The organism is Tessaracoccus oleiagri, from assembly GCF_900103275.1.
Lineage (GTDB): Bacteria > Actinomycetota > Actinomycetes > Propionibacteriales > Propionibacteriaceae > Arachnia > Arachnia oleiagri.
This window is the reverse complement of record NZ_FNGP01000002.1, coordinates 228,670-252,659: the sequence shown is the minus strand read 5'-3', so window position 1 is coordinate 252,659 and position 23,990 is coordinate 228,670. Positions and strand designations below refer to the sequence as shown.

Annotated in this window: 17 protein-coding genes; 4 read left to right on the top strand and 13 right to left on the bottom strand. The window is 70.4% G+C overall.

Going from position 1 to position 23,990, the window contains the following annotated elements; all coding sequences use genetic code 11:
* Positions 1-39: 39 nt before the first annotated feature.
* Together BLR46_RS06130 and BLR46_RS06125 are read right to left on the bottom strand one after the other, a co-directional pair.
* Positions 40-888 carry a D-hexose-6-phosphate mutarotase gene (locus BLR46_RS06130; protein WP_093249991.1) on the bottom strand — a complete coding sequence of 283 codons (849 nt, stop codon included), beginning with the start codon at positions 886-888 and terminating at the stop codon, positions 40-42.
* Positions 889-1,001: 113 nt separating this feature from the next.
* Entirely contained in the window at positions 1,002-2,279 is a 1,278-nt protein-coding gene (locus BLR46_RS06125; RefSeq protein ID WP_093249990.1) for a S41 family peptidase, read from the bottom strand.
* A 172-nt stretch (positions 2,280-2,451) separates the two neighbouring features.
* Here BLR46_RS06125 and BLR46_RS06120 point away from each other — a divergent pair, with 172 nt between their 5' ends.
* Positions 2,452-7,941 (top strand): ATP-binding protein, encoded by a 5,490-nt coding sequence (locus BLR46_RS06120; protein ID WP_093249989.1) that lies wholly within the window; start codon positions 2,452-2,454, stop codon positions 7,939-7,941.
* Positions 7,942-8,054: 113 nt separating this feature from the next.
* Complete coding sequence (locus tag BLR46_RS06115) at positions 8,055-9,458, top strand: class II fumarate hydratase (protein ID WP_093249988.1); 1,404 nt, start codon at positions 8,055-8,057, stop codon at positions 9,456-9,458.
* Positions 9,459-9,596: 138 nt separating this feature from the next.
* Here BLR46_RS06115 and BLR46_RS06110 read toward each other — a convergent pair whose 3' ends face one another.
* The 11 genes from BLR46_RS06110 to bcp all read right to left on the bottom strand — a co-directional run bounded on the left by BLR46_RS06110 (position 9,597) and on the right by bcp (position 23,250).
* Positions 9,597-10,262, bottom strand: coding sequence for a DNA alkylation repair protein (locus BLR46_RS06110; protein WP_093249986.1), 666 nt, complete (start codon positions 10,260-10,262; stop codon positions 9,597-9,599).
* Between the two features lie 15 nt (positions 10,263-10,277).
* Complete coding sequence (locus BLR46_RS06105) at positions 10,278-12,797, bottom strand: DEAD/DEAH box helicase (RefSeq protein ID WP_093249984.1); 2,520 nt, start codon at positions 12,795-12,797, stop codon at positions 10,278-10,280.
* Positions 12,798-12,868: 71 nt separating this feature from the next.
* The gene (locus tag BLR46_RS06100; protein WP_093249981.1) at positions 12,869-13,369 is read right to left on the bottom strand and encodes a MogA/MoaB family molybdenum cofactor biosynthesis protein; all 501 of its coding nucleotides are present in this window, start codon (positions 13,367-13,369) and stop codon (positions 12,869-12,871) included.
* Position 13,370: 1 nt separating this feature from the next.
* The gene (locus BLR46_RS06095) at positions 13,371-14,756 is read right to left on the bottom strand and encodes an MFS transporter (RefSeq protein ID WP_093249978.1); all 1,386 of its coding nucleotides are present in this window, start codon (positions 14,754-14,756) and stop codon (positions 13,371-13,373) included.
* Positions 14,757-14,773: 17 nt separating this feature from the next.
* Complete coding sequence (gene narI / locus BLR46_RS06090; RefSeq protein ID WP_093249976.1) at positions 14,774-15,547, bottom strand: respiratory nitrate reductase subunit gamma; 774 nt, start codon at positions 15,545-15,547, stop codon at positions 14,774-14,776.
* 1 nt (position 15,548) lies between these two features.
* The gene (narJ, locus tag BLR46_RS06085; RefSeq protein ID WP_093249974.1) at positions 15,549-16,154 is read right to left on the bottom strand and encodes a nitrate reductase molybdenum cofactor assembly chaperone; all 606 of its coding nucleotides are present in this window, start codon (positions 16,152-16,154) and stop codon (positions 15,549-15,551) included.
* Positions 16,154-17,737 (bottom strand): nitrate reductase subunit beta, encoded by a 1,584-nt coding sequence (gene narH, locus BLR46_RS06080; RefSeq protein ID WP_245701547.1) that lies wholly within the window; start codon positions 17,735-17,737, stop codon positions 16,154-16,156. The genes narJ and narH overlap by 1 nt, the downstream gene beginning before the upstream one ends.
* A complete protein-coding gene (locus BLR46_RS06075; protein ID WP_093249970.1) occupies positions 17,737-21,450 on the bottom strand; it encodes a nitrate reductase subunit alpha in 3,714 nt (1,237 codons plus the stop codon). Before BLR46_RS06075 ends, narH begins: the two co-directional genes overlap by 1 nt.
* Before the next feature lie 47 nt (positions 21,451-21,497).
* The gene (gene mobA, locus BLR46_RS06070; RefSeq protein ID WP_093249968.1) at positions 21,498-22,124 is read right to left on the bottom strand and encodes a molybdenum cofactor guanylyltransferase; all 627 of its coding nucleotides are present in this window, start codon (positions 22,122-22,124) and stop codon (positions 21,498-21,500) included.
* Positions 22,124-22,714: an IMPACT family protein gene (locus BLR46_RS06065; protein WP_281230827.1), complete on the bottom strand. Its 591-nt coding sequence runs from the start codon at positions 22,712-22,714 to the stop codon at positions 22,124-22,126. The genes mobA and BLR46_RS06065 overlap by 1 nt, the downstream gene beginning before the upstream one ends.
* Positions 22,715-22,770: 56 nt before the next feature.
* Positions 22,771-23,250, bottom strand: a complete 480-nt coding sequence (bcp, locus tag BLR46_RS06060; RefSeq protein ID WP_093249963.1) for a thioredoxin-dependent thiol peroxidase — start codon at positions 23,248-23,250, stop codon at positions 22,771-22,773.
* Positions 23,251-23,302: 52 nt separating this feature from the next.
* On the opposite strand from bcp, the gene BLR46_RS06055 reads away from it, so the two are divergent.
* Positions 23,303-23,632: a DUF3618 domain-containing protein gene (locus BLR46_RS06055; protein ID WP_093249951.1), complete on the top strand. Its 330-nt coding sequence runs from the start codon at positions 23,303-23,305 to the stop codon at positions 23,630-23,632.
* A complete protein-coding gene (locus BLR46_RS06050) occupies positions 23,629-23,952 on the top strand; it encodes a GroES family chaperonin (protein WP_425441379.1) in 324 nt (107 codons plus the stop codon). The genes BLR46_RS06055 and BLR46_RS06050 overlap by 4 nt, the downstream gene beginning before the upstream one ends.
* Positions 23,953-23,990 lie beyond the last annotated feature (38 nt).

The window sequence follows — 23,990 nt, the reverse complement described above, 5'->3', positions numbered from 1 at the left end:
CGAAGCGGGCAGGCGTCGTCCGGGCCCCGGCCGCCGGGACTAGAGGATCGTGATCCGCTGCGCCATCGTGTGGCTGGCGCCGGGCTCGAGGCGCACCGCGTCGTCCAGGGCGTTGGCCGCCTCGATGCACAGCATGCCGGTCCACTCGTCGTCGCCGAAGTCCGGCATCGCGGCGGACTTCGCCACCCACGGGTTCCACACGACGGTGTTCGCGGAGCCGCGCTTGCTGATCCGCAGCTTGCGGCCGGGCGTGGGGTCGTCGACGAGCACGTCGTCGGTGCTGAGGTAGACGCGGTCGGTCTCGGATGTGATCTCCACCTCACCCACCTGGTCGGCCCACTCGCCGGACACCTTGTCGAGGTAGCGGGCACCCTCGAGCCCGGTGACGCGGACGTGGCGGACGTCGCCGACGCTCAGATAGGTGTGCAGCGCCTCCTCGTAGCTGAACGCCTCGTCGCCGGTGTTCTCGACGGTGAGCTCGAGGTCGAGGTCGCGCGGGCCGAACGCGACGCGGAGCCGAGCACGGTAGGCGTGCGGCCAGGCGGGCTGCTCGCCGGTGATCTCGTTGTCGAGCTCGTACTCGACGACGAGCCCCTCGCCGGTCTCCGAGGCGTCGACCAGCCGCCAGTCGGCGAGGCGGGCGAACCCGTGGGCGGGCTGGAGGTTGCCCTCGCGGCCCGGACCGAACCATGGGAAGCAGACCGGAACCCCGCCGCGGATCGGTTTGTCGTCCTCAAGCTCGGACTTCGCGCTCACCCACAGGACCGGGTCCTGGCCGAGCGGCTGCCAGGCCCACACGTGCGCGCCATGGTCGTAGACGCCGTAGTGGACGTCGCTGTCGTTCAGCTCGACGCCGCGCAGGGGATTGGTGGTGATCTCGTGGGCCATGGCGCTCTCCTGGAAGTGGACCGTCCGACCACTCTAGTTCGGCCGGTGTCCCAGAGGTTTCCACTTGCGGCCGGTCGATGGCAGGAGTTCCCGAAAGTTGTCCGCTCCCGGCATCACGGACGTGCGAGCATCTCCTCGACGGTGCCCGTCGGATCGGCAGGAACGTCGACCGCGAGCGCGCCGCCGCCCCTCGACGGGTCCGGCCGCACGAACTCCTTGTAGGAGACCTGCAGGAACAGCCCGGAGCGCGGGAGCCGGAAGACGACGACGTCGCCCGCGCCGGAGGGATTGGACCCGGGTGATTCGCCCACCACCGTCGCCAGGTCGTTGTCCGAGAGGACGGTGGCGAAGTCCGCGGCGGAGGAGAAGGTCCGGTGATCCGTGAGGACGACGACCTCGCCGCCGTGGGCCGCGTGGTGTTGCCGTCCCTCCATGGTGCCGCTGCCCAACGGCACCACCCAGTTCCCGTAGCGCGCGCTCGACGAGCCCGAAGGAATGGTCCCGACGTCCAGGTACCCGACGAAGAGGTCGGCCACCCGCGAGTCGCCGCCGGGGTTGCCGCGGAGGTCCACGACGACGCGCTCCACCCCGCGCCGCGCGACCTCGTCGAAGAAGGCGGCCAAGGTGGCGCGGTAGGAGTCGTCCGGGTCGCAGCGGTGGACGGTCAGGACCCCCACGTCGCCCTCGAACCGGTACTCCGCCACCGGGATCTGCCGCGTGACGGGGCTGCCCTCCGCGCGCGTCCCGAAGAGGGCGGACCCGTCGGCGAGGTCCACCTCCACCCGGCCCGCTGCCGCGGTGGGGGCGCCCAGGAGGGCGAGGCCGTCGTCGTGGCCCAGACGTTCGATCAGGCGGCCCTCGACCCAGCCCTCGTTGTCGGCCGGGGTCAACGAGGCGTTCCGGCGGATGAGTTCGTCGACGGCGACCCCGTTGACGGTCTCCACCCGGGACCGGCCGGAGCCCGTGTCGACGTGCAGCACCCCGTCGGCCATGACGTAGTCGATGCCGTAGGCCGCCGCGCCGAGGCGCGGGACGGCGACGAACGTGTGCCCGTCTCCCAGCGCGGCCAGCATTCGCAGGCTCGCCCGCCAGACGTCGAGGACCGTCGGCTGCGCCGGTAGCGCGGACCGTTCCTCCTCCCAGGCCGAGGCGAAGGGGGCGGGCAGCCCGTCGGCGGCCCAGACGTGCCGGTCCCGGATGGTCCGCGCCACGAAGTCGAGATCGCCGACTGCCTCGTCGCGGGTGAGCGTCTGGGCCAGCGGCAGCGTCGAGTCGTCGACGGCGGCCTGCCCGCGATGGGGGTTGAGGTGGGTCCACGCCACCCCGGCGACGAGCGAGAGGGCCAGCAGCAGACCGGCGACGATGACGGCGAGGCGCCTCCCTGTACTCATACGACGAAGTGTAGGACTCGCGACGTCGATTGTCGGAGCCGGACAACGTAATCCGCCGATCTTTGACCGGGGGGCCGCTTCAGTCCTCCGGAGTCGTCAAACCCTTTGAGTGTCGGGTCGCGTTTGCGGCAGGTTGGTGGGAGATTCGGACGAGTTGTCCTAAGGAGGCCTGTTGTTCCGACGCATCGCCATCGTGAATCGCGGTGAAGCCGCTGTCCGGCTGATCCACGCGGTTCGCGACCTGAACGCCGAGAACCTGTACGAGCAGCCGATCACGACGATCGCCCTGTACACCGACGCGGAGCGCACCGCCATGTTCGCACGGGAGGCCGACGAGGCCTACCCGCTCGGCCCGGCCTCGGAGCGCCCCTACCTCAACCACGAGCTGCTCGCCCGCGTCCTGCAGGAGGCCCGCGCCGACGCGGTGTGGGTCGGCTGGGGCTTCGTCGCGGAAGATGCCGCCTTCGCCGACCTCGTCGAGTCCCTCGGGATCACGTTCATCGGCCCCTCCGGCGAGGCGATGCGCCGGCTCGGCGACAAGATCGGCTCCAAGCTGATCGCGGAGGAGGTGGGCGTGCCCGTCGCCGCGTGGTCGCGCGGCGGCGTCGACACCCTCGACGAGGCGCTCGCGGCCGCGGAGCACATCGGCTACCCACTGATGCTGAAGGCGACGGCCGGCGGCGGGGGCCGCGGCATCCGCCGCGTCGACTCGCCCGACCAGCTCGCCGACGCCTACCAGCGCACCCGCGACGAGGCCGAGCGCGCCTTCGGCTCCGGCGTGGTGTTCCTCGAACGGCTCGTCACCGGTGCCCGCCACGTCGAGGTGCAGATGATCGCCGACACCCACGGCAACGCCTGGGCCGTCGGCGTGCGCGACTGCACGATCCAGCGCCGCAACCAGAAGATCATCGAGGAGTCCTCGTCGCCGCTGCTCACCGCCGAGCAGGCCGACGAGCTGAAGCAGGCCGCCGAGCGGCTCGCGCTCGCCGTCGGCTACCGGGGCGCGGGCACCGTCGAGTTCCTGTACCAGCCGCAGGAACAGTTGTTCGCGTTCCTCGAGGTCAACACGCGACTGCAGGTGGAGCACCCGATCACCGAGGTCACCAACGACTTCGACCTCGTGAAGGCGCAGATCCGGGTTGCCGCCGGGGAGCCGCTGACCGAGCGCCCGGTGGAGTTCGGTCACGCCGTCGAGGCGCGGCTCAACGCCGAGGACCCGGACCGCGACTTCGCCCCGGCCCCCGGCCGGATCTCCCGACTCATCTTCCCCTCCGGCCCCGGCGTGCGCGTCGACACCGGCGTGGGGGAGGGCGACACCATCCCCGCCGACTTCGACTCGATGATCGCCAAGATCATCGCCTTCGGCCGCACCCGCGACGAGGCGCTCGCCCGCCTGCGCCGCGCGCTGCTGGACACCACCGTCGTCATCGAGGGCGGCGCCACCAACAAGTCGTTCGTGCTGGCGCTGCTGGAGCAGGCGGAGGTCACCGGGCCGGGCCGCCGCGGCGACTGGGCCGACACCGCGTGGATCGACCGCACCCGCTCCGAGGGCGGCCTGGTGGCCGACCGGCACGCCGAGATCGCGCTCGTCGTCGCGGCCATCGAGGCCTACCAGGACGGCAACAGCCGCGAGGTCGAGCGCCTCCTCGACACCGCGCACGGCGGACGCCCGCACGTCGCGCACAAGCAGCGGGCCACCATCGACCTGAAGCTGCGCGGCGCCACCTACCAGCTCACCTGCGCCCAGACCGGGCCGCACCAGTACCGCGTGGGGCTGGGCGACCAGTTCGTCACCGCGGAGCTCGAGCGCCTGGACGACGTCCACGCCCGGCTCTTCGTGGAGGGCCGCCGGTTCCGCATCGTCGCCGCCACGCACGGGCCCGTGCACCTCGTCGAGGTGGAGGGCACCACGCACCGCATCTCCCGCGACGAGGGCGGCGTGCTGCGCGCGCCCGCGCCCGCGCTGGTGGTCGCGACGCCGGTAGGGGTGGGCGACGAGGTGGCCGCCGGCGCCCCCGTCGTGGTGTTGGAATCCATGAAGATGGAGACCGCGCTGTTCGCGCCGTTCGCCGCCCGGGTGAAGGAACTGCACGTCATGACCGGCAGCCAGGTCGAGGCGCTCGCGCCGCTCGTGCGGCTGGAGCCCGTCGGTGAGGGCGTGGAGGAGTCGCCCGACGGCGACACCTCCGGCATCGAGCTGCCCGAGACGCAGGAGCGCGACGCCGAGCAGGCGTGGCGCGAGGCGCTGGAGGCGCTGCGCCTCGAGGTCCTCGGCTTCGACCCGACGCCCGGGGCGCTGAAGCGCTACCTCGCCGCCCGCGACGCGTACTGCGCGGACGACAACCGCGTCGAGGTCCTGCGCGGGGAGTGCCGCCTGTTCGAGACCTTCTCCGACGTGGCGGAGCTCAGCCGCAACCGCCCCGTCGACGAGCAGGACAACAACGAACTGCGCATCCACTCCGACCGCGAGTACCTGCACACGTTCCTGACCACGCTCGACGCCGAGCGCGCCGGGTTGCCGCAGTCGTTCGTCGACCGCCTCGGCCGCGCGCTGGCCCACTACGGGGTGGACTCGCTGGACCGCAGCCCGGAGCTCGAGGTCGCGCTGTTCCGCGTCTTCCTCGCGCTGCAGAACGTGTCGCGCGACGTCGCCCTGGTCATCGGCGTGCTGGAGCGCTGGCTCACCGAGCGCGCCCCCCAGAACGGCATCGCGGTCGAGGCCCGCGAGCAGCTCGAGCGACTCAAGCGCGCCACCCAGCTGCGCTTCGCCACCCTCGGCGACCTCGCCCGCTCCGTCCGGTTCCGCTGGTTCGACCAGCCCATGGTCGAGGCCGAGCGGGCCCCGATCTGGCAGGAGATGCTCGACGAGGTGGCCGCCCTGGCCGCCGACCCCCACGGCCCCGGCTACGCCCAGGGTATCGAGCGCCTCGCCGCCATCCCGGAGAAGAACGACGTGACGCTCGCAGCCCGTCTGGCCGCCGGCGTGACCGGCCCGGAGCCGATGCTCGAGGTGCTGGCGCGCAAGCACTACGCGGACTTCGGGCTCACCGAGCTGCGCACCTTCGACGTCGACTCGCGCCCGGTCCTCACCGGCCACTACGTGATCGACGGCCGGCCCACCCAGCTGATCTCCACCGTCGGCGCGGCGATGGAGCTCCGGGCGGGCGGCGACATCGCCACCATCGTCGCCGACCAGCTCGACGACCAGGGCGCGGGCAGCGTCGTCGAGGTCTACGTGTCCTACGACGACGAGCCCGACTCCAGCGCACCGTCGGACCGGCTGCGCGACGCGCTGGCCGAGTGGCTGCCGAACGGCGTGCGGCGGATCGTCGTCGGCGTCTGCTCGCCGTCGGGCCAGATCAGCTACGTCACCTTCCGCTGGAAGGCGCTCGGCGAGCTCGTCGAGGACGAGATCATCCGCGGCCACCACCCGATGGTGGCCCGCCGGCTCGACCTGTGGCGGCTGCGGGAGTTCGACATCCGTCGCCTCGACGCGCCGGAGGACGTGCTGCTGCTCGACGCGGTCGCGAAGTCGAACCCCTCGGACCGACGCCTCATCGCGATGGCCCAGGTCCGGCAGATGGCGCCCGTGCGCGACGAGGAGGGTCGCCTCATCGCCGTCCCGCACGGCGAGCGGGCCATCGAGAACTGCCTCGAGGCCATCCGCCGCACCCGGGCAGGGCTGGGCAAGGAGGGCAGCCAGCTCGACATGAACCACGTCTGGGTGCACGTCTGGCCGGTGATCGACTTCCACCCGCGCGAGGCCGAGGCACTGCAGCAGAAGATCACCCCGCTCACCGACTCCGCGGGCATCACCGAGGTGCTCGTCCACGGCACGTTCACCCTCGACGACGGCCCCGCGCCGCTGGCGGTGCGGTTCCACCGGAAGCTCTCCGGCGAGGTGGGCGCCGACGTGGCCCCGCCGCCCAGTGGGCCGCTGGAGCCGATCGACGACTACCAGGGCAAGGTGCTGCGCGCCCGTCGTCGCGGGCTCGTGTACCCGTACGAGCTGGCGGGCACGCTCGCCGGCGCGGGCGGCAGCATGGTGGAGCTCGACCTCGACGAGTCCGGCGCGCGCCTCGTCGACGTGGACCGCCCCTACGGGCTCAACAAGGCGGGCATCATCGTCGCCCGCGTCACGACGCTGACCGACCTCCACCCCGAGGGCATCACCCGCATCGTGCTGGCCGGCGACCCCACCAAGGGGCTGGGGGCCGTCGCTGAGGCGGAGTGCCGCCGGATCATCGCGGCCCTCGACCTCGCCGACGAGCTCGGCGTGCCGCTCGAGTGGTACGCCCTCAGCTCCGGGGCGCGCGTGTCGATGGAGTCCGGCACGGAGAACATGGACTGGGTCGGCGCCGCGCTGAAGCGCATCGTCGAGTTCACCCAGGCCGGCGGCGAGATCAACGTCGTCGTCGCGGGCATCAACGTCGGCGCCCAGCCGTACTGGAACGCCGAGGCGACGATGCTCATGCACACCCGGGGCATCCTCGTCATGACGCCCGACTCCGCCATGGTGCTCACCGGCAAGCAGTCGCTCGACTACTCCGGCGGTGTCTCCGCGGAGGACAACTTCGGCATCGGCGGCTACGACCGCGTCATGGGCCCCAACGGGCAGGCGCAGTACTGGGCCAAGGACCTGCCGGGCGCGTTCGAGATCCTCCTCGGCCACTACGACGCCACCTACGTCGTGCCGGGCGAGGACGGCCCCCGCCGCGCCCCGACGAGCGACCCCTCGGACCGCGACGTGTCGGGATTCCCGCACGACATGCCCGGCTCGGACTTCGTCACCGTGGGCGACATCTTCTCCGCCACCCACAACCCGGACCGGAAGAAGCCGTTCGACATCCGCTCGGTCATCGCCGCGGTCACCGACCAGGACCACCCGCGGGTCGAGCGCTGGGCGGGCATGGCCGACGCGGAGACCGCGGTGGTCGTCGACGCCCGCATGGGTGGGCACTCGGTGAGCGTGGTCGGGATCGAGTCGAAGCCGGTGCCGCGCGCGGGCTTCCCACCCACCGACGGGCCCGACACGTACACGGCCGGCACGCTGTTCCCGCAGTCGAGCAAGAAGGTGGCTCGGGCCATCAACGCCGCGTCGGGCAACCGGCCACTCGTGGTGCTCGCGAACCTGTCCGGCTTCGACGGCAGCCCCGAGTCGATGCGGAAGCTGCAGCTCGAGTACGGCGCCGAGATCGGTCGTGCGATCGTGAACTTCGACGGGCCGATCGTGTTCGTCGTGATCTCCCGCTACCACGGCGGCGCGTTCGTCGTGTTCAGCAAGCAGCTCAACCCGAACATGACCGTCCTGGCGCTCGAGGGTTCCTACGCCTCCGTGCTCGGCGGCGCGCCCGCGGCAGCGGTGGTGTTCGCGGGCGACGTCGCGAAGCGCACCGCATCCGACCCGCGGGTGCGCGAGATGGAGCGCCGGATCGAGGATGCTGCGCCGGAGCACCGTGCGGCGCTCGGGGTGGAGCTCGGCGAGCTGCGCGGCAGCGTCCGCGCCGAGAAGATCGGCGAGATCGCGGCCGAGTTCGACGGCATCCACAGCATCCACCGTGCCGTGCAGGTGGGCTCCGTGGACCGGGTCATCGCGACGAGCGAACTCCGCCCGGCGATCATCGAGACGATCGAGGCCGCCGCGGCGGCCACCGAGCGTTGACCCATCGGACTTCGGCGGGGCACCCTTCCCGGGTGTCCCGCCGTTCCGCTTCCCCGGCCACTTCGCCCGCATAGGCTGGGCTCCAAGTGGATCTGGAATCGAAGGAGACGTCAGTGAGCGAGCAGGACTTCCGCGTGGAGCACGACACGATGGGGGAGGTGCGGGTCCCCGTCGACGCGCTGTACGCCGCGCAGACGCAGCGGGCGGTCGAGAACTTCCCCATCTCGGGCACCCGGCTGGAGCGAGCGCAGGTCGTCGCGCTGGCCCAGGTGAAGCGAGCGGCCGCGATCGCCAACAAGTCGCTGGGCATCCTCGACGGGGCGGTGGCCGACGCGATCGTCGCCGCGGCCGACGAGGTGATCGGCGGTGACCACGCCGACCAATTCCCGGTCGACGTCTACCAGACCGGGTCGGGGACGTCGTCGAACATGAACATGAACGAGGTGCTCGCCACGCTGGCGTCGAGGCACCTCGGCGACAAGGTGCACCCGAACGACCACGTCAACGCGTCGCAGTCCAGCAACGACGTGTTCCCCACCTCGGTGCATGTCGCCGTGACCGGCGCGCTCATCAACGACCTGAAGCCGGCGCTCGACCACCTCGCCACGGCGCTGGAGGCCAAGGCGGAGGAGTTCAAGGGCTACGTGAAGTCGGGCCGCACCCACCTGATGGACGCCACGCCCGTCACGTTGGGGCAGGAGTTCGGTGGCTACGCGGCCCAGGTCCGCTACGGCATCGAGCGCGTGGACGCGGCGCTGCAGCGGGTGTCGGAGGTCCCGCTCGGCGGCACCGCCGTCGGGACGGGCATCAACACGCCGATCGGCTTCCCCCAGCAGGTGATCGCCGAGCTGGCGGAGTCGACGGGGCTGCCGGTCAAGGAGGCCCGCGACCACTTCGAGGCACAGGCCAACCGCGACGGGCTCGTCGAGGCCTCCGGGGCCCTGCGCACGCTGGCCGTCTCGCTCACGAAGATCAACAACGACATCCGCTGGATGGGTTCCGGCCCGAACACCGGCCTCGCGGAGTTGCGCATCCCCGACCTCCAGCCGGGCTCCTCGATCATGCCGGGCAAGGTCAACCCGGTCGTCCCCGAGGCGGTGCTCATGGTGTGCGCACGCGTGATCGGCAACGACGCGACCATCGCTTGGGCGGGCGCCTCCGGCTCGTTCGAGCTCAACGTGCAGATCCCCGTCATGGGCACCGCGCTGCTGGAATCCATCCGGCTGCTCAGCAACGCGACGCGGGTCCTCGCCGACCGCACGATCGCGGGCCTGGAGGCCAACGTCGAGCGGGCCGCGATGCTGGCCGGCATGTCGCCGTCGACCGTCACCCCGCTCAACCGGCTCATCGGCTACGAGGCGGCCGCCAAGATCGCCAAGCACGCCGTCAAGGAGGGCATCACCGTCCGGGAGGCGACGATCCAGCTCGGCCACGTCGAGCGCGGCGAGCTCACGGAGGAGGAGTTGGACAAGGCCCTCGACCTGCTGAGCATGACCCACCCGGGGGTCGCGAAGTAGCCCGCGCGTCGGTTGGCTGAACAGCCGCGTCGAACCCCGTTGGTTGAGCAGCGGCGGACGAAGTCCACCGCGCGGTCGAAACCATCCCAGAGCGGACCGTTGATTTCGACCATCGCCGGCTTCGCGCGGCGAGCTCAATCAACCAGCGGGGGCCGTGCGGCGGACCATCTCGTTGATCCAGATGGGCGCGTAGGGCGACGTGCAGTTCGGGGGAGTGGGGTAGTCCTTCAGGACCCCGAGGCGCTCGCCGATGGCGATGGCCCGGGCGCGGTGCTCGGGGTGGTGGATGCCGATCTGGGCGAGACAGGTGTTCATCTCCCACTGGAGCCGGTCGGGTGCGTCCTTCATGCGCGCCTCGATGAGGTCCAGGAGCGCAGCCAGGTCCAGCCCGTCGGGCCTCTTCGCGACGCGGTCGCTGGTGAGTGCCCAGCCGGCGCTCGCCACCGCCGGGTCGGCGTCGTCGAACCAGGCCACGCGCAAGGTCTCGGCGTGCTTCGACTTCTTGACGATGTAGTTGACGAGCCAGTCCTGCACTTTCGGGGTGCGGGCGTCGCGCAGCATCAGGTCGAGCTCCTCGCTGCCGTAGTGGCTGGGGCGGCTGATGAGCAGCGCCAGGAGCCGGGCGGCGGTGTCCCCGTCGGCCCAGAGCTCGCGCGCAAGTTCCGGCTGGGTCCCCAGTTCCTTGGCGAGCGCCCTCAGCTGGCCGAGGTTCACCCCGTGGTCGTCGCCGTGGCGCTCGTTCACGGCCCGGATCCTCGGGTCCTCCAGCTGGGCCAGCCGGGCCAGCACCTCGTCCTTCGTCATCGCGTGCTCCTTCGGTCAGTCGTGCCGGGCGAAGCTCAGCGTCTGCAGGACGAGTTCGCCGGCCTCGTCGGACGCGTCCAGGTCGACGCGCGCGTGCAGCGCCCAGTCGTGGTTGCCCTCCGGGTCGTCTATGACCTGCCGCACCATCCACGTGCGGCCGTGCTTCTCCACGTCGAAGAACTTCGGCCCGCGGGCGTCGCCGTCGACGTAGAGGTCGTCGTGCTCGTCCCAGTAGGCGCCGAGCGCCTCGTCCCACGCCGGTCGGGTCATCGGCCCGCCGCCGTCGAGGGCGGCCAGCGCGTCGACGTCGTCGCGGCTCATCAGCTCCACGCGCCGCCACAACGCATTGCGGACCATGACGCGGAAGGCCCGCTCGTTGCCGGTCACCGGCCGCGACGGGGGCGGTGGCGCATCGTCGACGGTCACCTCCTGGCCCGTCATCGCGCTGAGCTGCGCCCACTCGTCGAGCAGCGAGGAGTCGACGAGGCGCGTCATCTCGCCGAGCCAGGCGATGATGTCGTCCAGCTCGTCGTTGCGGAAGCCCTCGGGCACCGTCTGCCGCAGCGCCCGATAGGCGTCGGTGAGGTAGCGCAGGAGCAGCCCCTCAGAGCGCTGCACCTTCAGGTGCGCCACGTACTCGGCGAACGTCATGGCGGAGACGTACATGTCGCGGACGATCGACTTCGGGTTGACGGGGGTCTCCAGCAGCCACGGGTACTTGGCGCCGTACTCGATGTGCGCGGCCTGGAGCTTCTCCTCCAGCGGCTTGGGCCAGGTGACCTCGTCGAGGATGGCGACGCGCTCGTCGTACTCGACGCCGTCGGCCTTGAGCTCGGCGACGAGCTCCCCGCGTGCCCGGAACTGCTGTTGCAGCAGGATCGTCATCGGGTTCTCGAGCGTGGCCTCGACGACGCTGACGACGTCAAGCGCGTAGTCGGGCTGGTCCTCGTCCATCGTCTCCATCACCGCCAACGCGAACGCGGACAGGGGCTGGTTGAGGGCGAAGTCGTGCTGTAGGTCGACGTCGAGCTGGTAGCGGCGCCCCGACGCCGTCGGCTCCGGCAGGCGGGTGATGATCTCGGCGGCGATCAGACTGCGCCCGAGGGCGGCGGCGCGGCGCAGCAGCGCGCGGCGGCTCTTGCGGTCGGCGACGGTCGAGTCCACGAGCCGCACGATCGCGGCGGCGACGTCCCCGTCACGCTCGAGCAGGTTGAGCAGCATCGAGTGCGACACCTTCATGCGCGGGTGCAGTTCCTCGGGCTGCGACTCGATGAGCTTGTTGAACGTCGCCTCCGTGTAGTTGATGAACCCCTCGGGCGGCTTCTTCCGGCGGACGGACTTGAGCTTCTTCTCGTTGCCCTCGTGCTTGGCGAGGATCTTCGCGTTCTCCACCTCGTGCTCGGGCGCTTGGGCGACCACGTAACCGATGGTGTCGAACCCGGCGCGGCCGGCGCGGCCAGCGATCTGGTGGAACTCGCGCGACCGCAGCTGCCGCATCCGCCGGCCGTCGAACTTCGTCAGCGACGCGAACAGCACGGTGCGGATGGGGACGTTGATGCCCACCCCGAGGGTGTCGGTGCCGCAGATGATCTGCAGCAGGCCGCGCTGCGCGAGCTGCTCGACGAGGCGCCGGTACTTCGGCAGCATGCCGGCGTGGTGGACCGCGATCCCGGCGCGCAGCAGCTTGCTGAGCGTCGACCCGAACCCGCTCGCGAACCGGAAGCCGGCGAGCGCCTCCTTCAGCTCCTCCGCGCGTGCCTTGCCGGGCTTCGCCGCGCCGAGGCTGAGCATCGACTGCGCCTGCTCCACCGCCGCCGCCTGCGTCGAGTGCACGACGTAGACGGGCGCCTGCTGGTCGGCCACGAGGGTGGCGATGGTCTCGTGGATCGGGTCGAGCGACCACCGGTAGGTGAGCGGGACGGGACGCTGCGCATCGCTGATCTCGACGACGTCGCGCCCGGTGGTCGACGTGAGGGTCTCCTGCAGGCGGGTGGTGTCGCCGAGAGTGGCGGACATGATGACGAACTGCGCCTGTGGCAGCTCGATGAGCGGCACCTGCCACGCCCAGCCGCGGTCGGGGTCGGAGATGAAGTGGAACTCGTCCATCACCACCTGGTCGACGTCCGCGTTCCGCCCTTCGCGGAGCGCGATGTTGGCCAGGATCTCGGCGGTGCAGGCGATGATCGGGGCGTCGGGGTTCACCGACGCGTCGCCGGTGACCATGCCGACGAGCTCGGCCCCGAAGACGTCCACCAGCGCGAAGAACTTCTCACTGACCAGCGCCTTGATGGGGGCGGTGTAGTAGGTCCGGCCCCTGCCCGCCAGCGCGGCGAAGTGCGCGGCCGTCGCGATCATCGACTTGCCGGACCCGGTGGGCGTGGTCACGATGACGTTCGAGCCGGCGAGGATCGCCAGCAGCGCCTCGTCCTGGTGCGGGTAGAGGCTGAACCCGCCCCCGGCAACCCAGGCGGCGAAGGCGTCGTAGAGGGCGTCGGGTTCGTTGGGCGTGTGTTCGAGGACTTCGGAGAGCGACATGGCGTCCCCATCGTCCCACGCATCCGGCCGGTGGGGTAGCGGCCGTGGGATCCCGACGGGGCCGCGCCGGCTCAGTCGAGGCGGTGCGGCACTTCGTCGAACTGCTCCATGATGTAGGCGAGCAGCGGGCCCACGACCGCGATCGTGTCCCGGGCGCCGCCGCGCGAGCCCGGGGCGTTCACCAGCAGGGCGCGCGGCCCGTCGTCGGGAGCTACGACGCCGATGAGGCCGCGCGACAGGACCGAGCGCGGCTCGACGGGCGCGCCACGTCGGCGGACCTCGTCCATCACGCCGGGCAGTTCGTAGGCGAGGAACGGCTTGGTGGCGTCGACCGTCACGTCCCGGGGCCCGAGGCTGGTGCCGCCCGCGGTGGCGATGACCCGGCAGCCGTCCGCCAGCGCCGCGGCGATCGCCCGCCGGATGGCGTCGACTTCGAGCGGCACGATGACGGCCGGGAGCACCTCGAAGCCGAGCTCGCGCAACGCCTCCCGCAGTACGGGGCCGCCACGGTCCTCCCTCGGGTCGGCGGCGGCGAGGTCGGAGCAGGTGATGACCGCCGCGCGTCCTGCCACGTCAGCTCGGCTTCGGCGCGCCGGGGCGCGCGTAGCGGAGCCACGTGATCGCGATGCACATGACGGCCCACGCGGCGCCGATGATGTAGAACAGCGTCGGGCTCATGATCGTCAGCCCCACGCCGAACAGGAACGGCCCGAAGGCCGCGATGGCTGCGGTCCAGCCGATCACGCCACCGGCCTGCCTGCGCTCGAAGATCATCGGCATCTGCTTGAACGTCGACGCGTTGCCGATCCCGGAGAACAGGAAGATTGCGAGCATGCCCCAGAGGAACAGCGTGAAGCCGCCCCGCAGCGACTCCGCGCTGGAGGTGTCGGGTGTGAGTGCCGGGATCGTGACGAGGATGGACGCCAGGATCCCGATCCCCGAGATGAGCGTCCAGATCGCGCCGCCCATCCGGTCGGTCAGCGGGGAGAACAGCACCCGGGCGGCGGCACCCACGAGCGGCCCGAGGAAGACGTACATCGCCGGGTCCGGCAGCGTGTAGCCGTCGACGAGGATCTGGGCGGTCGTGCCCGCGCCGGAGACGATGTCCGGGTTGTTCGCGCCGTAGAGGTTCAGCATCAGCAGGTTTAACTGCGCGGCGAGCCCCGAGAAGGTGCCGAAGGTCATGATGTAGAGCAGCGTCATCCACCAGGTGTCCTGGTTGCCGAAGATGTCGAACTGCTGCCGGATCGACGCCTTGACCGGCACCGACCGCAGGAACAGGTACGCCGCGATGGCGACGCCGATGATCAGCGGCAGGTAGACCAGCGCCGAGTTCTGGTACCAGACCGTCACCGACGAGGCGCCCGCCAGCTCCATCTGCTGCGAGCCCAGGAAGCCGAACATGCCGAACGTGATGAGCCAGGGGGTGGCCAACTGGACGAGGGAGACGCCGAAGTTGCCGATGCCGGCCTGGAGGCCGAGCGCGGTGCCGGACATGCGCTTGGGGAAGAAGTACGACGTCGACGGCATGAAGCCGGAGAACGCGCCGCCGCCGATGCCGGAGAGGAACGCGAGCCCCATCAGGCGCCAGTACGGCACGTCGGGGTTGGTCACCTCGAAGCCCCAGCCGAGCACCGGCAGGATCAGCAACAGGCTGGTCAGGGTGACCATCTTGCGGGTGCCGATCTTCGGCGGGAGGATCATCCAGAACAGGCGCATGAAGCCGGCCGACAGGCCGGGCATGGCCGCCATCCAGTACAGCTGGGCCTGCGTGAACGTGTAGCCGAGCGCCTTCAGCTTGGGGATGATCGCGCTCGGCAGGAACCAGGCCACGAAGCACATCGTCAGGCTGAACGTCGTGATCCAGAGGGTCGTCCAGGCGAGCTTCTTGTCCCACTTGGCCGGGTCCTCGGGGTCCCACGAGACCAGCCAGTCGCCCTGCGTCTCCAACTTGGTCATGTCGGCGTCTCCGTCTCTCAGCGCGCGGACTTCGGGGGCTTGGTGGAGATCTCCGACGCGGTCCGCACCGGCTCCCAGCCGCGGCCCTTCGTCGTGCGCGACTGCCCTCGCCGGCCGCCGCGGGAGCGGTAGACGATGTACGGGCGGAACAGGAAGTGCAGCGGCACCGTGAACGCGTGGATCAGCCGGGTGAACGGCACCATGACGATCATCAGCATGCCCGCCAGGACGTGCAGCTTGAACTGCCATGTGGACGCGGCCATCGCCTCGACGTCGGGTTGGAAGAGGAACAGCGAACGGAACCAGATCGACACCGTCTCGCGGTAGTTGTGCTCCTCGCCGGTGGGCGTCGTGTCGCCGGTGAAGGTCGCGAGCAGGCCGACCACGATGACGAAGCCCAGCACCAGGAACATGATCTTGTCGTTCCAGGTGGTGGCACGGAAGACGGCCTTGTTCGACCGTCGGCGGTAGATGAGGATGGCCAGCCCGACGAGCAGCGCGACCCCTGCGATGCCGCCCACCCACAGCGCACCCAGGTGGTAGTTGTGCTGCGAGATGCCGACCGCGTCGGTCCACAGCTTCGGGATCATGAGCCCCACGACGTGGCCGAAGAACACCGCGAGGATCGCGTAGTGGAACAACGGCGAGCCGATCTTCAGCATCTTCGACTCGTACATCTGCGACGACCGGGAGGTCCAGCCGAACTGGTCGAAGCGGTATCGCCAGATCATGCCGCCGACGAAGACGATGAAGACGAGGTAGGGGATGAGTCCCCATGCGATGACGTCCATGTCAGCTCCTCACGGTGGGGTAGGGCAGCAGCGTGGAGCCGATGCCCACGGTCTCGGTGGGCGGCCCGGCCTGGAGCCGCTTGACGTCCTCGAGGGTGGTGGGCGAGGCGCCGCCCAGCTCGCCGCACACGGCGGCGAGCAGCCCCGCCTGCGGCAGGCCGTCCCGCTCGAGGCCCATCCGCAGCAGTTCCAGCGAGGCCCGGAACCGGTTGAGCAGCGCGCGCCCCAGCTCGGCGTCTCCGGTGGCGGCGAACTCCAGCACCATCGGCAGGTAGTCGGGCAGCTCGCCCTGCAGGTCCACCACCAGGCCGGAGTCCCGGTAGACCTGCTTGATGGCGGCCAGTGCCTCGCCCCGCTGGCGGGTGTCGCCGTTGGTCCAGTAGGTGAGGTGCAGCGCGTGCCTGCGCGACAGGTCGAACTCGGCGACGTGCCAGGCCTGCAGCTCCATCAGGGGCATGGATCGCAGGTGCGCGATGGTCGGCGCGAAGTGGTTCGCGGCCCCGGTGGTGGCCACCGCGGCCTCGATCAGGTCGAGGCGGTCCAGCAGCGCCTCGTCGGGGTAGCCCAGCAGCATTCCGGCGGCCTGGAACACGACGGCCGCGTCCATCACTGCCACCCCGGATCGCGCTGGCGGGCCTTGGCTTCGGCGAAGGACTCGATCGCGACCGGCACGGGCCGGCCGGAGGAGGAACCGAAGACGTCGTCGTTGGCGAAGCCGGGCTCGCCCTCGACGTCGATGGAGCAACCCATCTCCTCGAGGTTGTGGGCGTCCTCCCGGTGCGCCTTGGGGATGACGTAGCGCTCGTCGTACTTCGCGATGGCGAGCAGGCGGTACATCTGCTCGAGCGCCCGTTCCTCCATCCCGACGGCGGCCGCCAGCTCCGGCTGGCGCGGCCTGCCCAGCGTCACGTCGCGCATGTAGGAGCGCATGGCGGCGAGCTTCTGGAGGACGAGGCGGACCATCTCCACGTCGCCGGCGGTGAACAGCTCCGCCAGGTACTCGAGCGGGATGCGCAGCGCGTCGATGGCGCCGAACAGGTTGCCGCCGGCCTCGGAGTCGTGGCCCTGGTCCTTCAGCAGGTCCACGACGGGCGAGAGCGGCGGCACGTACCAGACCATCGGCATCGTGCGGTACTCCGGGTGCAGCGGCAGCGCCACCTTGAAGTGCTTGATGAGCGCGTACACCGGCGAGCGCTGCGCGGCCTCGAGCCAGTCGGGCTGGATGCCGCTGGCCTTGGCGTCGGCGATCACCTGCGGGTCGCGAGGGTCGAGCATGACGTCGAGCTGGGCCTGGTAGAGGTCCTTGTCGTCGGCCAGTGCGGCGGCGGTGACGGCGTCGGGGTCGTAGAGGATCAACCCGATGTAGCGCAGCCGGCCCACGCAGGTCTCGGAGCACACGGTCGGCAGCCCGACCTCGAGGCGGGGGTAGCAGAAGTGGCACTTCTCGGCCTTGCCGGTGCGGTGGTTGAAATAGATCTTCTTGTACGGGCAGCCGGTGATGCACTGCCGCCAGCCACGGCAGCGGTCCTGGTCGACGAGGACGATGCCGTCCTCCTCGCGCTTGTAGATCGCGCCCGACGGGCAGGAGGCCATGCACGAGGGGTTGAGGCAGTGCTCGCAGATGCGGGGCACGAAGAACATGAACGTCTTCTCGTACTCCGTCTTGATGTGGAGGTTCGCCTCCTCGCGAAGCTTCACGAGGATCGGGTCCGCGGCCTCGGAGGCCTCGCTGCCGCCGAGGGAGTCGTCCCAGTTGGCCGACGCGGTGATCGCCATGTCGTCGCCCGTCACCAGCGACTTCGGCCGGGCGACGGGGAAGTCGTCGCTCAGCGGCGACTGGAACAGGTTCTCGTAGTCGTAGGTCCAGGGCTCGTAGTAGTCGTGCATCTCCGGCTGCACGGGCGAGGCGAAGATGCTCAGCAGCTTCTTGAACCGGCCGCCGCTGCGCAGCTGGAGCCGCCCGGAGCGGGTGCGGACCCAGCCGCCCTGCCACTTCTCCTGGTCCTCGTAGGTGCGCGGGTAGCCCTGGCCGGGGCGGGTCTCCACGTTGTTGAACCACACGTACTCGAGGCCGGAGCGGTTCGTCCACGCCTGCTTGCAGGTCACCGAGCACGTGTGGCAGCCGATGCACTTGTCGAGGTTCATGACCATCGCCACCTGGGCCATGACCCGTCGTCGCTGGGGAGCCATCAGTACTGCACCTCCTGGGAACGGCGCCGCACGGTCGAGACGATGTCCCGCTGCACTCCGGTGGGGCCGAGGTAGTTGAATGCGTAGGCCTGGTGGGCGTAGCCGCCGATCAGGTGGGTCGGTTTGAGCAGGATGCGGGTGACGGAGTTGTGGATGCCGCCTCGTCGGCCCGTCGCCTCGGACTTCGGGACGTCGATGGTGCGCTCCTGGGCGTGCTGGACGTAGCAGATGCCGTCCGGCAGCTTCGACGTGACCACGGCCCTCGCCACGAACACCCCGTTGGCGCTGGTGAGCTCCACCCAGTCGTTGTCGGAGACCCCGATCGAGCGGGCGTCGGCGACGCTGAGCCAGGCCTGCGGGCCGCCGCGGCCGAGCGAGAGCATGAACAGGTTGTCCTGGTACTCGGAGTGGATGGACCACTTGTTGTGCACCGTGAGGTAACGCACCGTGATCGCCTTCTCGCCGTTCGGCCCCAGCTCCGGCTCGCCGTAGGCCCTGGTCATGTCGAGCGGCGGCCGGTACGTCGGCAGGTTCTCGCCGGCGTCGGTCATCCAGTCGTGGTCGAGGAAGAAGTGCATCCGGCCGCTCAACGTGTGCCAGGGCTTCAGTCGCTCCGTGTTGATGGTGAAGGCCGCGTACCGGCGGCCGCCGGTCTCGGACCCGGACCACTCGGGCGACGTGATCACCGGTTGCGGGGACTGCTGCGTCTGCACGAACGAGATCAGTTTCTCCTCCGAGCCCGCCGAGAGGTCGGCGAGCTTGCGGCCCGTCTTCCTCTCCAGGGTGTGGAAGCCCTGCGTCGCGAGCTCGCCGTTGGTGGTGCCGGAGAACGTCAGGATCGCCTCGGCCAGCCGCTGGTCGGTGTTGATGGCGGGGCGCCCCTCGGCGGGGCCCGACGGGTAGACGCCGTGCAGTCGGCCGAGCCGCTCCACCTGGTGGCTCACGTCGTAGGTGATGTTCTTCACGGTGAAGCCCAGCTTCTCCGCCAGCGGCCCGACGGTGAGCAGCTTGTCCGCGATCGCCGTGTAGTCGCGCTCCACGACGGCCAGCACCGGCAGGTTGCGGCCGGGGACGGCGTCGACGTCGGTGCCGCGCCAGTCGGGGACGTGCCCGCCCGGCTGGGCGATCTGCCCCGGGGTGTCGTGCTGGAGCGCCACGGCGACGAGGTCCTTCCGCACGCCGAGGTGCTTGCGGGCGAACTGGGAGATCCGGGTCGCGAGGTCGGCGAACAGGTCGAAGTCCGACTTCGTCTCCCAGGGCGGGTCGATCGCCGGCGTGAACGCGTGCACGTACGGATGCATGTCCGTGGAGCTGAGGTCGTGCTTCTCGTACCAGGTGGCCGCCGGCAGCACGAGGTCGCTCAACAGGGTGGAGCTCGTCATGCGGAAGTCGGCGGTGATCAGCAGGTCGAGCTTGCCCTCGGGCGCCTCGTCGTGCCACTTCACCACCTTGGGCCGGGCGTCGGCCCCGTGCTGGTTCTCCATCACGTTGTTGTGCGTTCCGAGGAGGTGCTTCGAGAAGTACTCCGCGCCCTTCGCCGACGAGCCGAACAGGTTCGAGCGCCACAGGATCATCGTGCGCGGCCAGTTCTCGGGCGCGTCGATGTCCTCCACCGCCGACTTGAGGTCGCCCGACTTCAGGCGGGCGGCGACGTAGGCCTGCGGCGTCTCGAACTCGCCCCGCTCGACGGCGGCGGCGGCCTCGTCGGCCAGGTCCAGCGGGTTGACGTCGAACTGCGGGTAGAACGGCATCCAGCCGAGCCGGTGCGACAGGGCGACGGTGTCGGCCGTGTGCATGCCGTCGAGGCGGCCCTGCGACAGCGGCGACTTGATGCGGTCGGCCGAGAACCCGTCGGTGCGCCACTGGTCGGTGTGCATGTACCAGTAGGCGGTGCCGATCATGGTGCGCGGCGGTCGCTGCCAGTCCATCGCGTTGGCCATGTTGAACCAGCCGGTCATGGGGCGGCACTTCTCCTGGCCGACGTAGTGGGCCCAGCCGCCGCCGTTGCGGCCGATGCAGCCGGTCATCATGAGCAGGGCGATGATGGCGCGGTAGGTGGCGTCGGCGTGGAACCAGTGGCAGATGCCTGCGCCGATGATGATCATCGTGCGGCCCTTCGACTCCTCCGAGTTCTGCGCGAACTCCCTCGCCAGCCTCGTCACCGCCTCGGCCGGGACCGAGGTGATCTCCTCCTGCCAGGCGGGGGTGTAGGGGACGGTCGGGTCGTCGTAGCCGGCCGCCCAGACCCCGGGGAGGCCCTCGCGCCCGACCCCGTACTGGGCGAGCATCAGGTCGAAGACCGTGGTGACGAGCCTGCCCTCCACCCGGCGGGCGGGCAGGCCCCGCTTGATGATGGAGCCCTCGCCGCGGGGGTCCTCGAAGCAGGGGAGGTTCACCTCGACGCCCTCCGCGCCCGCCTCGCCGAGGAGGGTGAGCGCGGGGTCGATGTCTCCGAGGTCCAGGTTCCACATGCCCTGGTCGGCCTCGTTGTAGCGGTGTCCCATCGAGCCGTTGGGGATGGCCGGCGCGCCGGTGGCGCGGTCCCACATCACGGTCTTGAACGCGGCGTCGCTGGTGTCGCGGTGCGCGTCGAGGTCCGCCGCCGTGAGGAACTTGCCCGGCACCAGCCCGTGGCCGTCCGGGTGCTCCTCGAGCGTGATGAGCATGCCGAAGTCGGTGAACTGCTTGGTGTAGTCCGTGAAGTACTCGGACTGCCGGTCGACGAAGTTCTCCTTGAGGATGACGTGCCCCATCGCCATCGCGAGCGCCGCGTCGGTGCCGGCCTGCGCCGGGATCCAGTCGTCGGCGAACTTCACGTTGTCGGCGTAGTCAGGGCTGACCGTGACCACCTTGGTGCCCCGGTAGCGGACCTCCGCCATCCAGTGCGCGTCGGGCGTGCGCGTGACCGGGACGTTGGAGCCCCACATCATGAGGTAGGTGGCGTCCCACCAGTCGCCGGACTCCGGCACGTCGGTCTGGTCGCCGAAGACCTGTGGGCTCGCGACGGGCAGGTCCGCGTACCAGTCGTAGAAGCTGGTCATCGCGCCGCCGATGAGGTGGTTGAACCGGGTGCCGATGGCGTGCGAGACCATCGACATGGCGGGGATCGGCGAGAAGGACACGCAGCGGTCCGGGCCGTAGTGCTTGATCGTGTTGACGTAGCTGGCCGCGGCGATCTCCAGCGCCTCGTCCCAGGTGATCCTGACCAGGCCGCCCTTCCCGCGGGCCTGCTGGTACTTGCGGCGCTTCACGGGGTCGGTGGAAATCTCGCGGAACGCCTCGACGGGGTCGCCCAGCCGGTGCTTCGCCTCCCGGTAGAGCTCGAGCAGTACGCCGCGGGCGTAGGGGTAGCGCACCCGGGTGGGGGAGTAGGTGTACCAGGAGAAGGCCGCGCCGCGGGGGCAGCCGCGGGGCTCGTACTCCGGGCGGTCAGGCCCCGTGGACGGGTAGTCGGTCTGCTGCGCCTCCCACGTGATGATGCCGTCCTTGACGTACACCTTCCACGAGCAGGAGCCGGTGCAGTTCACGCCGTGCGTGGACCGGACCACTTTGTCGTGGCTCCAGCGGTCGCGGTAGAAGAAGTCGCCGGCGCGGCCCCCCTCGCGGAACTGGGCACGGCCGTCGTCGGTCTGTTCCCATTTGGTGAAGAATCGGCCAACTTTGAGCAGTGCGTCTGCGGCGGGTCCATCGAGGCGCGGAACGTCAGTGGTCATGCCCCACTATCACACGCAGGTGGGGGTCGATTCAGGAGAACGGGGACTTATTGGGGCCCGCATTCGTGCTTGCCGGAGGCTCCGGGCCGGGTCGCGCCGCGGCGCTCGGCGTCCTCCGGGGTGTCGATGTCGGCGAGGGTCCGCGCGGGTGCGGGCACGCGCACCGGGTCCAGTGCTCCCAACAGGCGGCGGACCGACGCGTCCCGCACGGACTCCAGCTTGGAGGCGGCCCGTCGGAGTGACTCGGTGCGGTACAGGCCGGCGAGGAACTGGGGCCACCCGTCGGCGTCCTCGAGCACGACGGCGTCGCTAGCATCCAACTCCGTAGCGTGGGCGAGGAGGGTGGCGACCACCTCGTCGGGGGCGGCCAGGTCGCCCGCGAGGAGGAAGCAGCGGCCCTCCCCGGGCACCGAGCCCAAGGCCGCGACGATGCCCGCGACGGGTCCGCCGAACGGCGGGTCCTCGACCACGAACTCGACGGTGGGCCCGGCCACGTCGGCACGTTCGGGGCCGGCGACGACGATGCGCGTCACGTGCGGAGCCACCGCGTCACACGCGCGCTGGAGCAGGCTGCGGCCCCCGAGGTGCAGACCCAGCTTGTCGGTGCCCATGCGCGACGAGCGGCCGCCGCCGAGGATGATCGCGGAGGTGGGCGCCAGGGGTTGCGTCGCCATCAGCCCACCCACCGTTCGCCCACGGGAGCCGCGACGAGCGAGCCGCCGGAGAGCGTCTGGAGGGCCTCGTCGAACTCGTGCCGCGCGTCCTCGTCGACGGCGACGACGATGTGCGCACGGTCGGTCCACTCGACGTCGACGACCTCCAGCGACCGGCCCGACGGGAGCGCCAGCGTGCGGAGCTGGTTCTCGATCGAGCCCGCCTCGTCGTAGCCGACGTCGACGCGCAGCAGCCGGCACAGTCGCACCTCGCGGATCCCGGCCGCCTCGACGGCCTGCGCGACCGCGTCGGAGTACGCCCGGACGAGCCCGCCGCCGCCCAGCTTGATGCCACCGAAGTACCGGGTGACGACGGCGACGACGTCGGTCAGCCCGTTGTGCTGGAGCGCGCCGAGCATCGGGATCCCCGCGGTGCCGGCCGGTTCCCCGTCGTCGGAGCTGCGCGCGGTGCGGCCGTCGGGGCCGAGGATGAACGCCGTGCAGTTGTGGGTGGCGGCGTAGTGGGTCGTGCGCCGCTCGTCGATCACCGCGCGGGCCGCGGCTTCGTCGTCGACGCGGCGCAGCCTGGTCAGGAACCGGGAACGTTTGATCTCCAGCTCGACGTCGACCCCCTCGCCGGGGGCCGCGTCGATGGTGCGGTAACTGGTCAGATCCCCAGGTCCCGGCGCAGCTTGGCGACGTGCCCCGTCGCCCGCACGTTGTACTGGGCCTCGCGGACGGTGCCCTTGCCCTCGGAGTCCATGTCGATCACGAAGGTGGACCGGATCACGCCCTCGATCTCCTTGCCGTAGAGCTTCTTGGTGCCGAAGGCCGCGTACTTGTCCAGCACCTCGCGGTTAGGGTCGGAGAGGAGGGTGATGCCCAGGTCGGACTTCTCCGTGAACTTCGCGAGCTTGTCGACGGGGTCGGGGGAGCAGCCGAGCACCTGGTAGCCGGCGTCGCTGATCTCCTTGAGCGCGGCCGAGAAGTCGACGGCCTGGGTGGTGCAGCCCGGCGTCATCGCGGCGGGGTAGAAGTAGAGGATGACGGCCTGGTCCTTGAAGTCGCTGAGGGAGACCTCACGGCCCTCCTGGTCGGGAAGCGTGAAGTCCGGCGCGGGGGAACCATGTGTCAGTCGAGCAACCATGCGGCCATTGTATGGCTAGGCTTGGGACGAACGTTGACGGATAGGAGCGGCGATGGCCAAGGAGCGAACGGTCGAGGACATCCGGATGGAAATGGCCGAGACACGGGCGAAACTGCGCGTGTCGGTGGCCGACTTCAGTGAGTCGATCAAGCCCAAGAACATCGCCAAGAAGGGCGTCGAGGAGGTCAAGGACTTCGCTCGTTCGGAGTTCGAGGACGTCAAGAGCCAGTTCGTCGAGGCCGACGGGTCGCTGCGGACGAAGCGGGTGCTCGCCATCGCCGGCGCGGTCGTCGGCGTGGTGGCGTTCGCGGTGACGATCAACGCGCTCTCGGGCCGCCGGCAGCTCGGCGCCCGCGCGAGGAAGGCGATCACCGCCTCGTGACCGACGCAGGACTTGCCATCAGGATGCTGCACGACCGCGTCCTCGTCGACGCCGAATCCGGCGCCGGCGAGCGCAAGAGCGGCGGCGGCATCCTCATTCCCGCCACCGTCCAGATGGGCAAGCGACTCAGCTGGGCACGAGTCGTGGCCGTCGGCCCCAGCGTGCGCAGCGTGGAGATCGACGACCGGGTGCTGTTCGACCCGGGCGAGCGCGCGGAGGTCGAGATCAACTCGAAGCGCTACGTCTTGATGCGCGAGCGCGACATCCACGCGGTCGCGGCTGAGCGGATCGACGACTCGGGCACCGGCCTCTACCTCTGAGCCGGGCATCCCCGGCCGGCGCCGCCGGGGTCTACAGT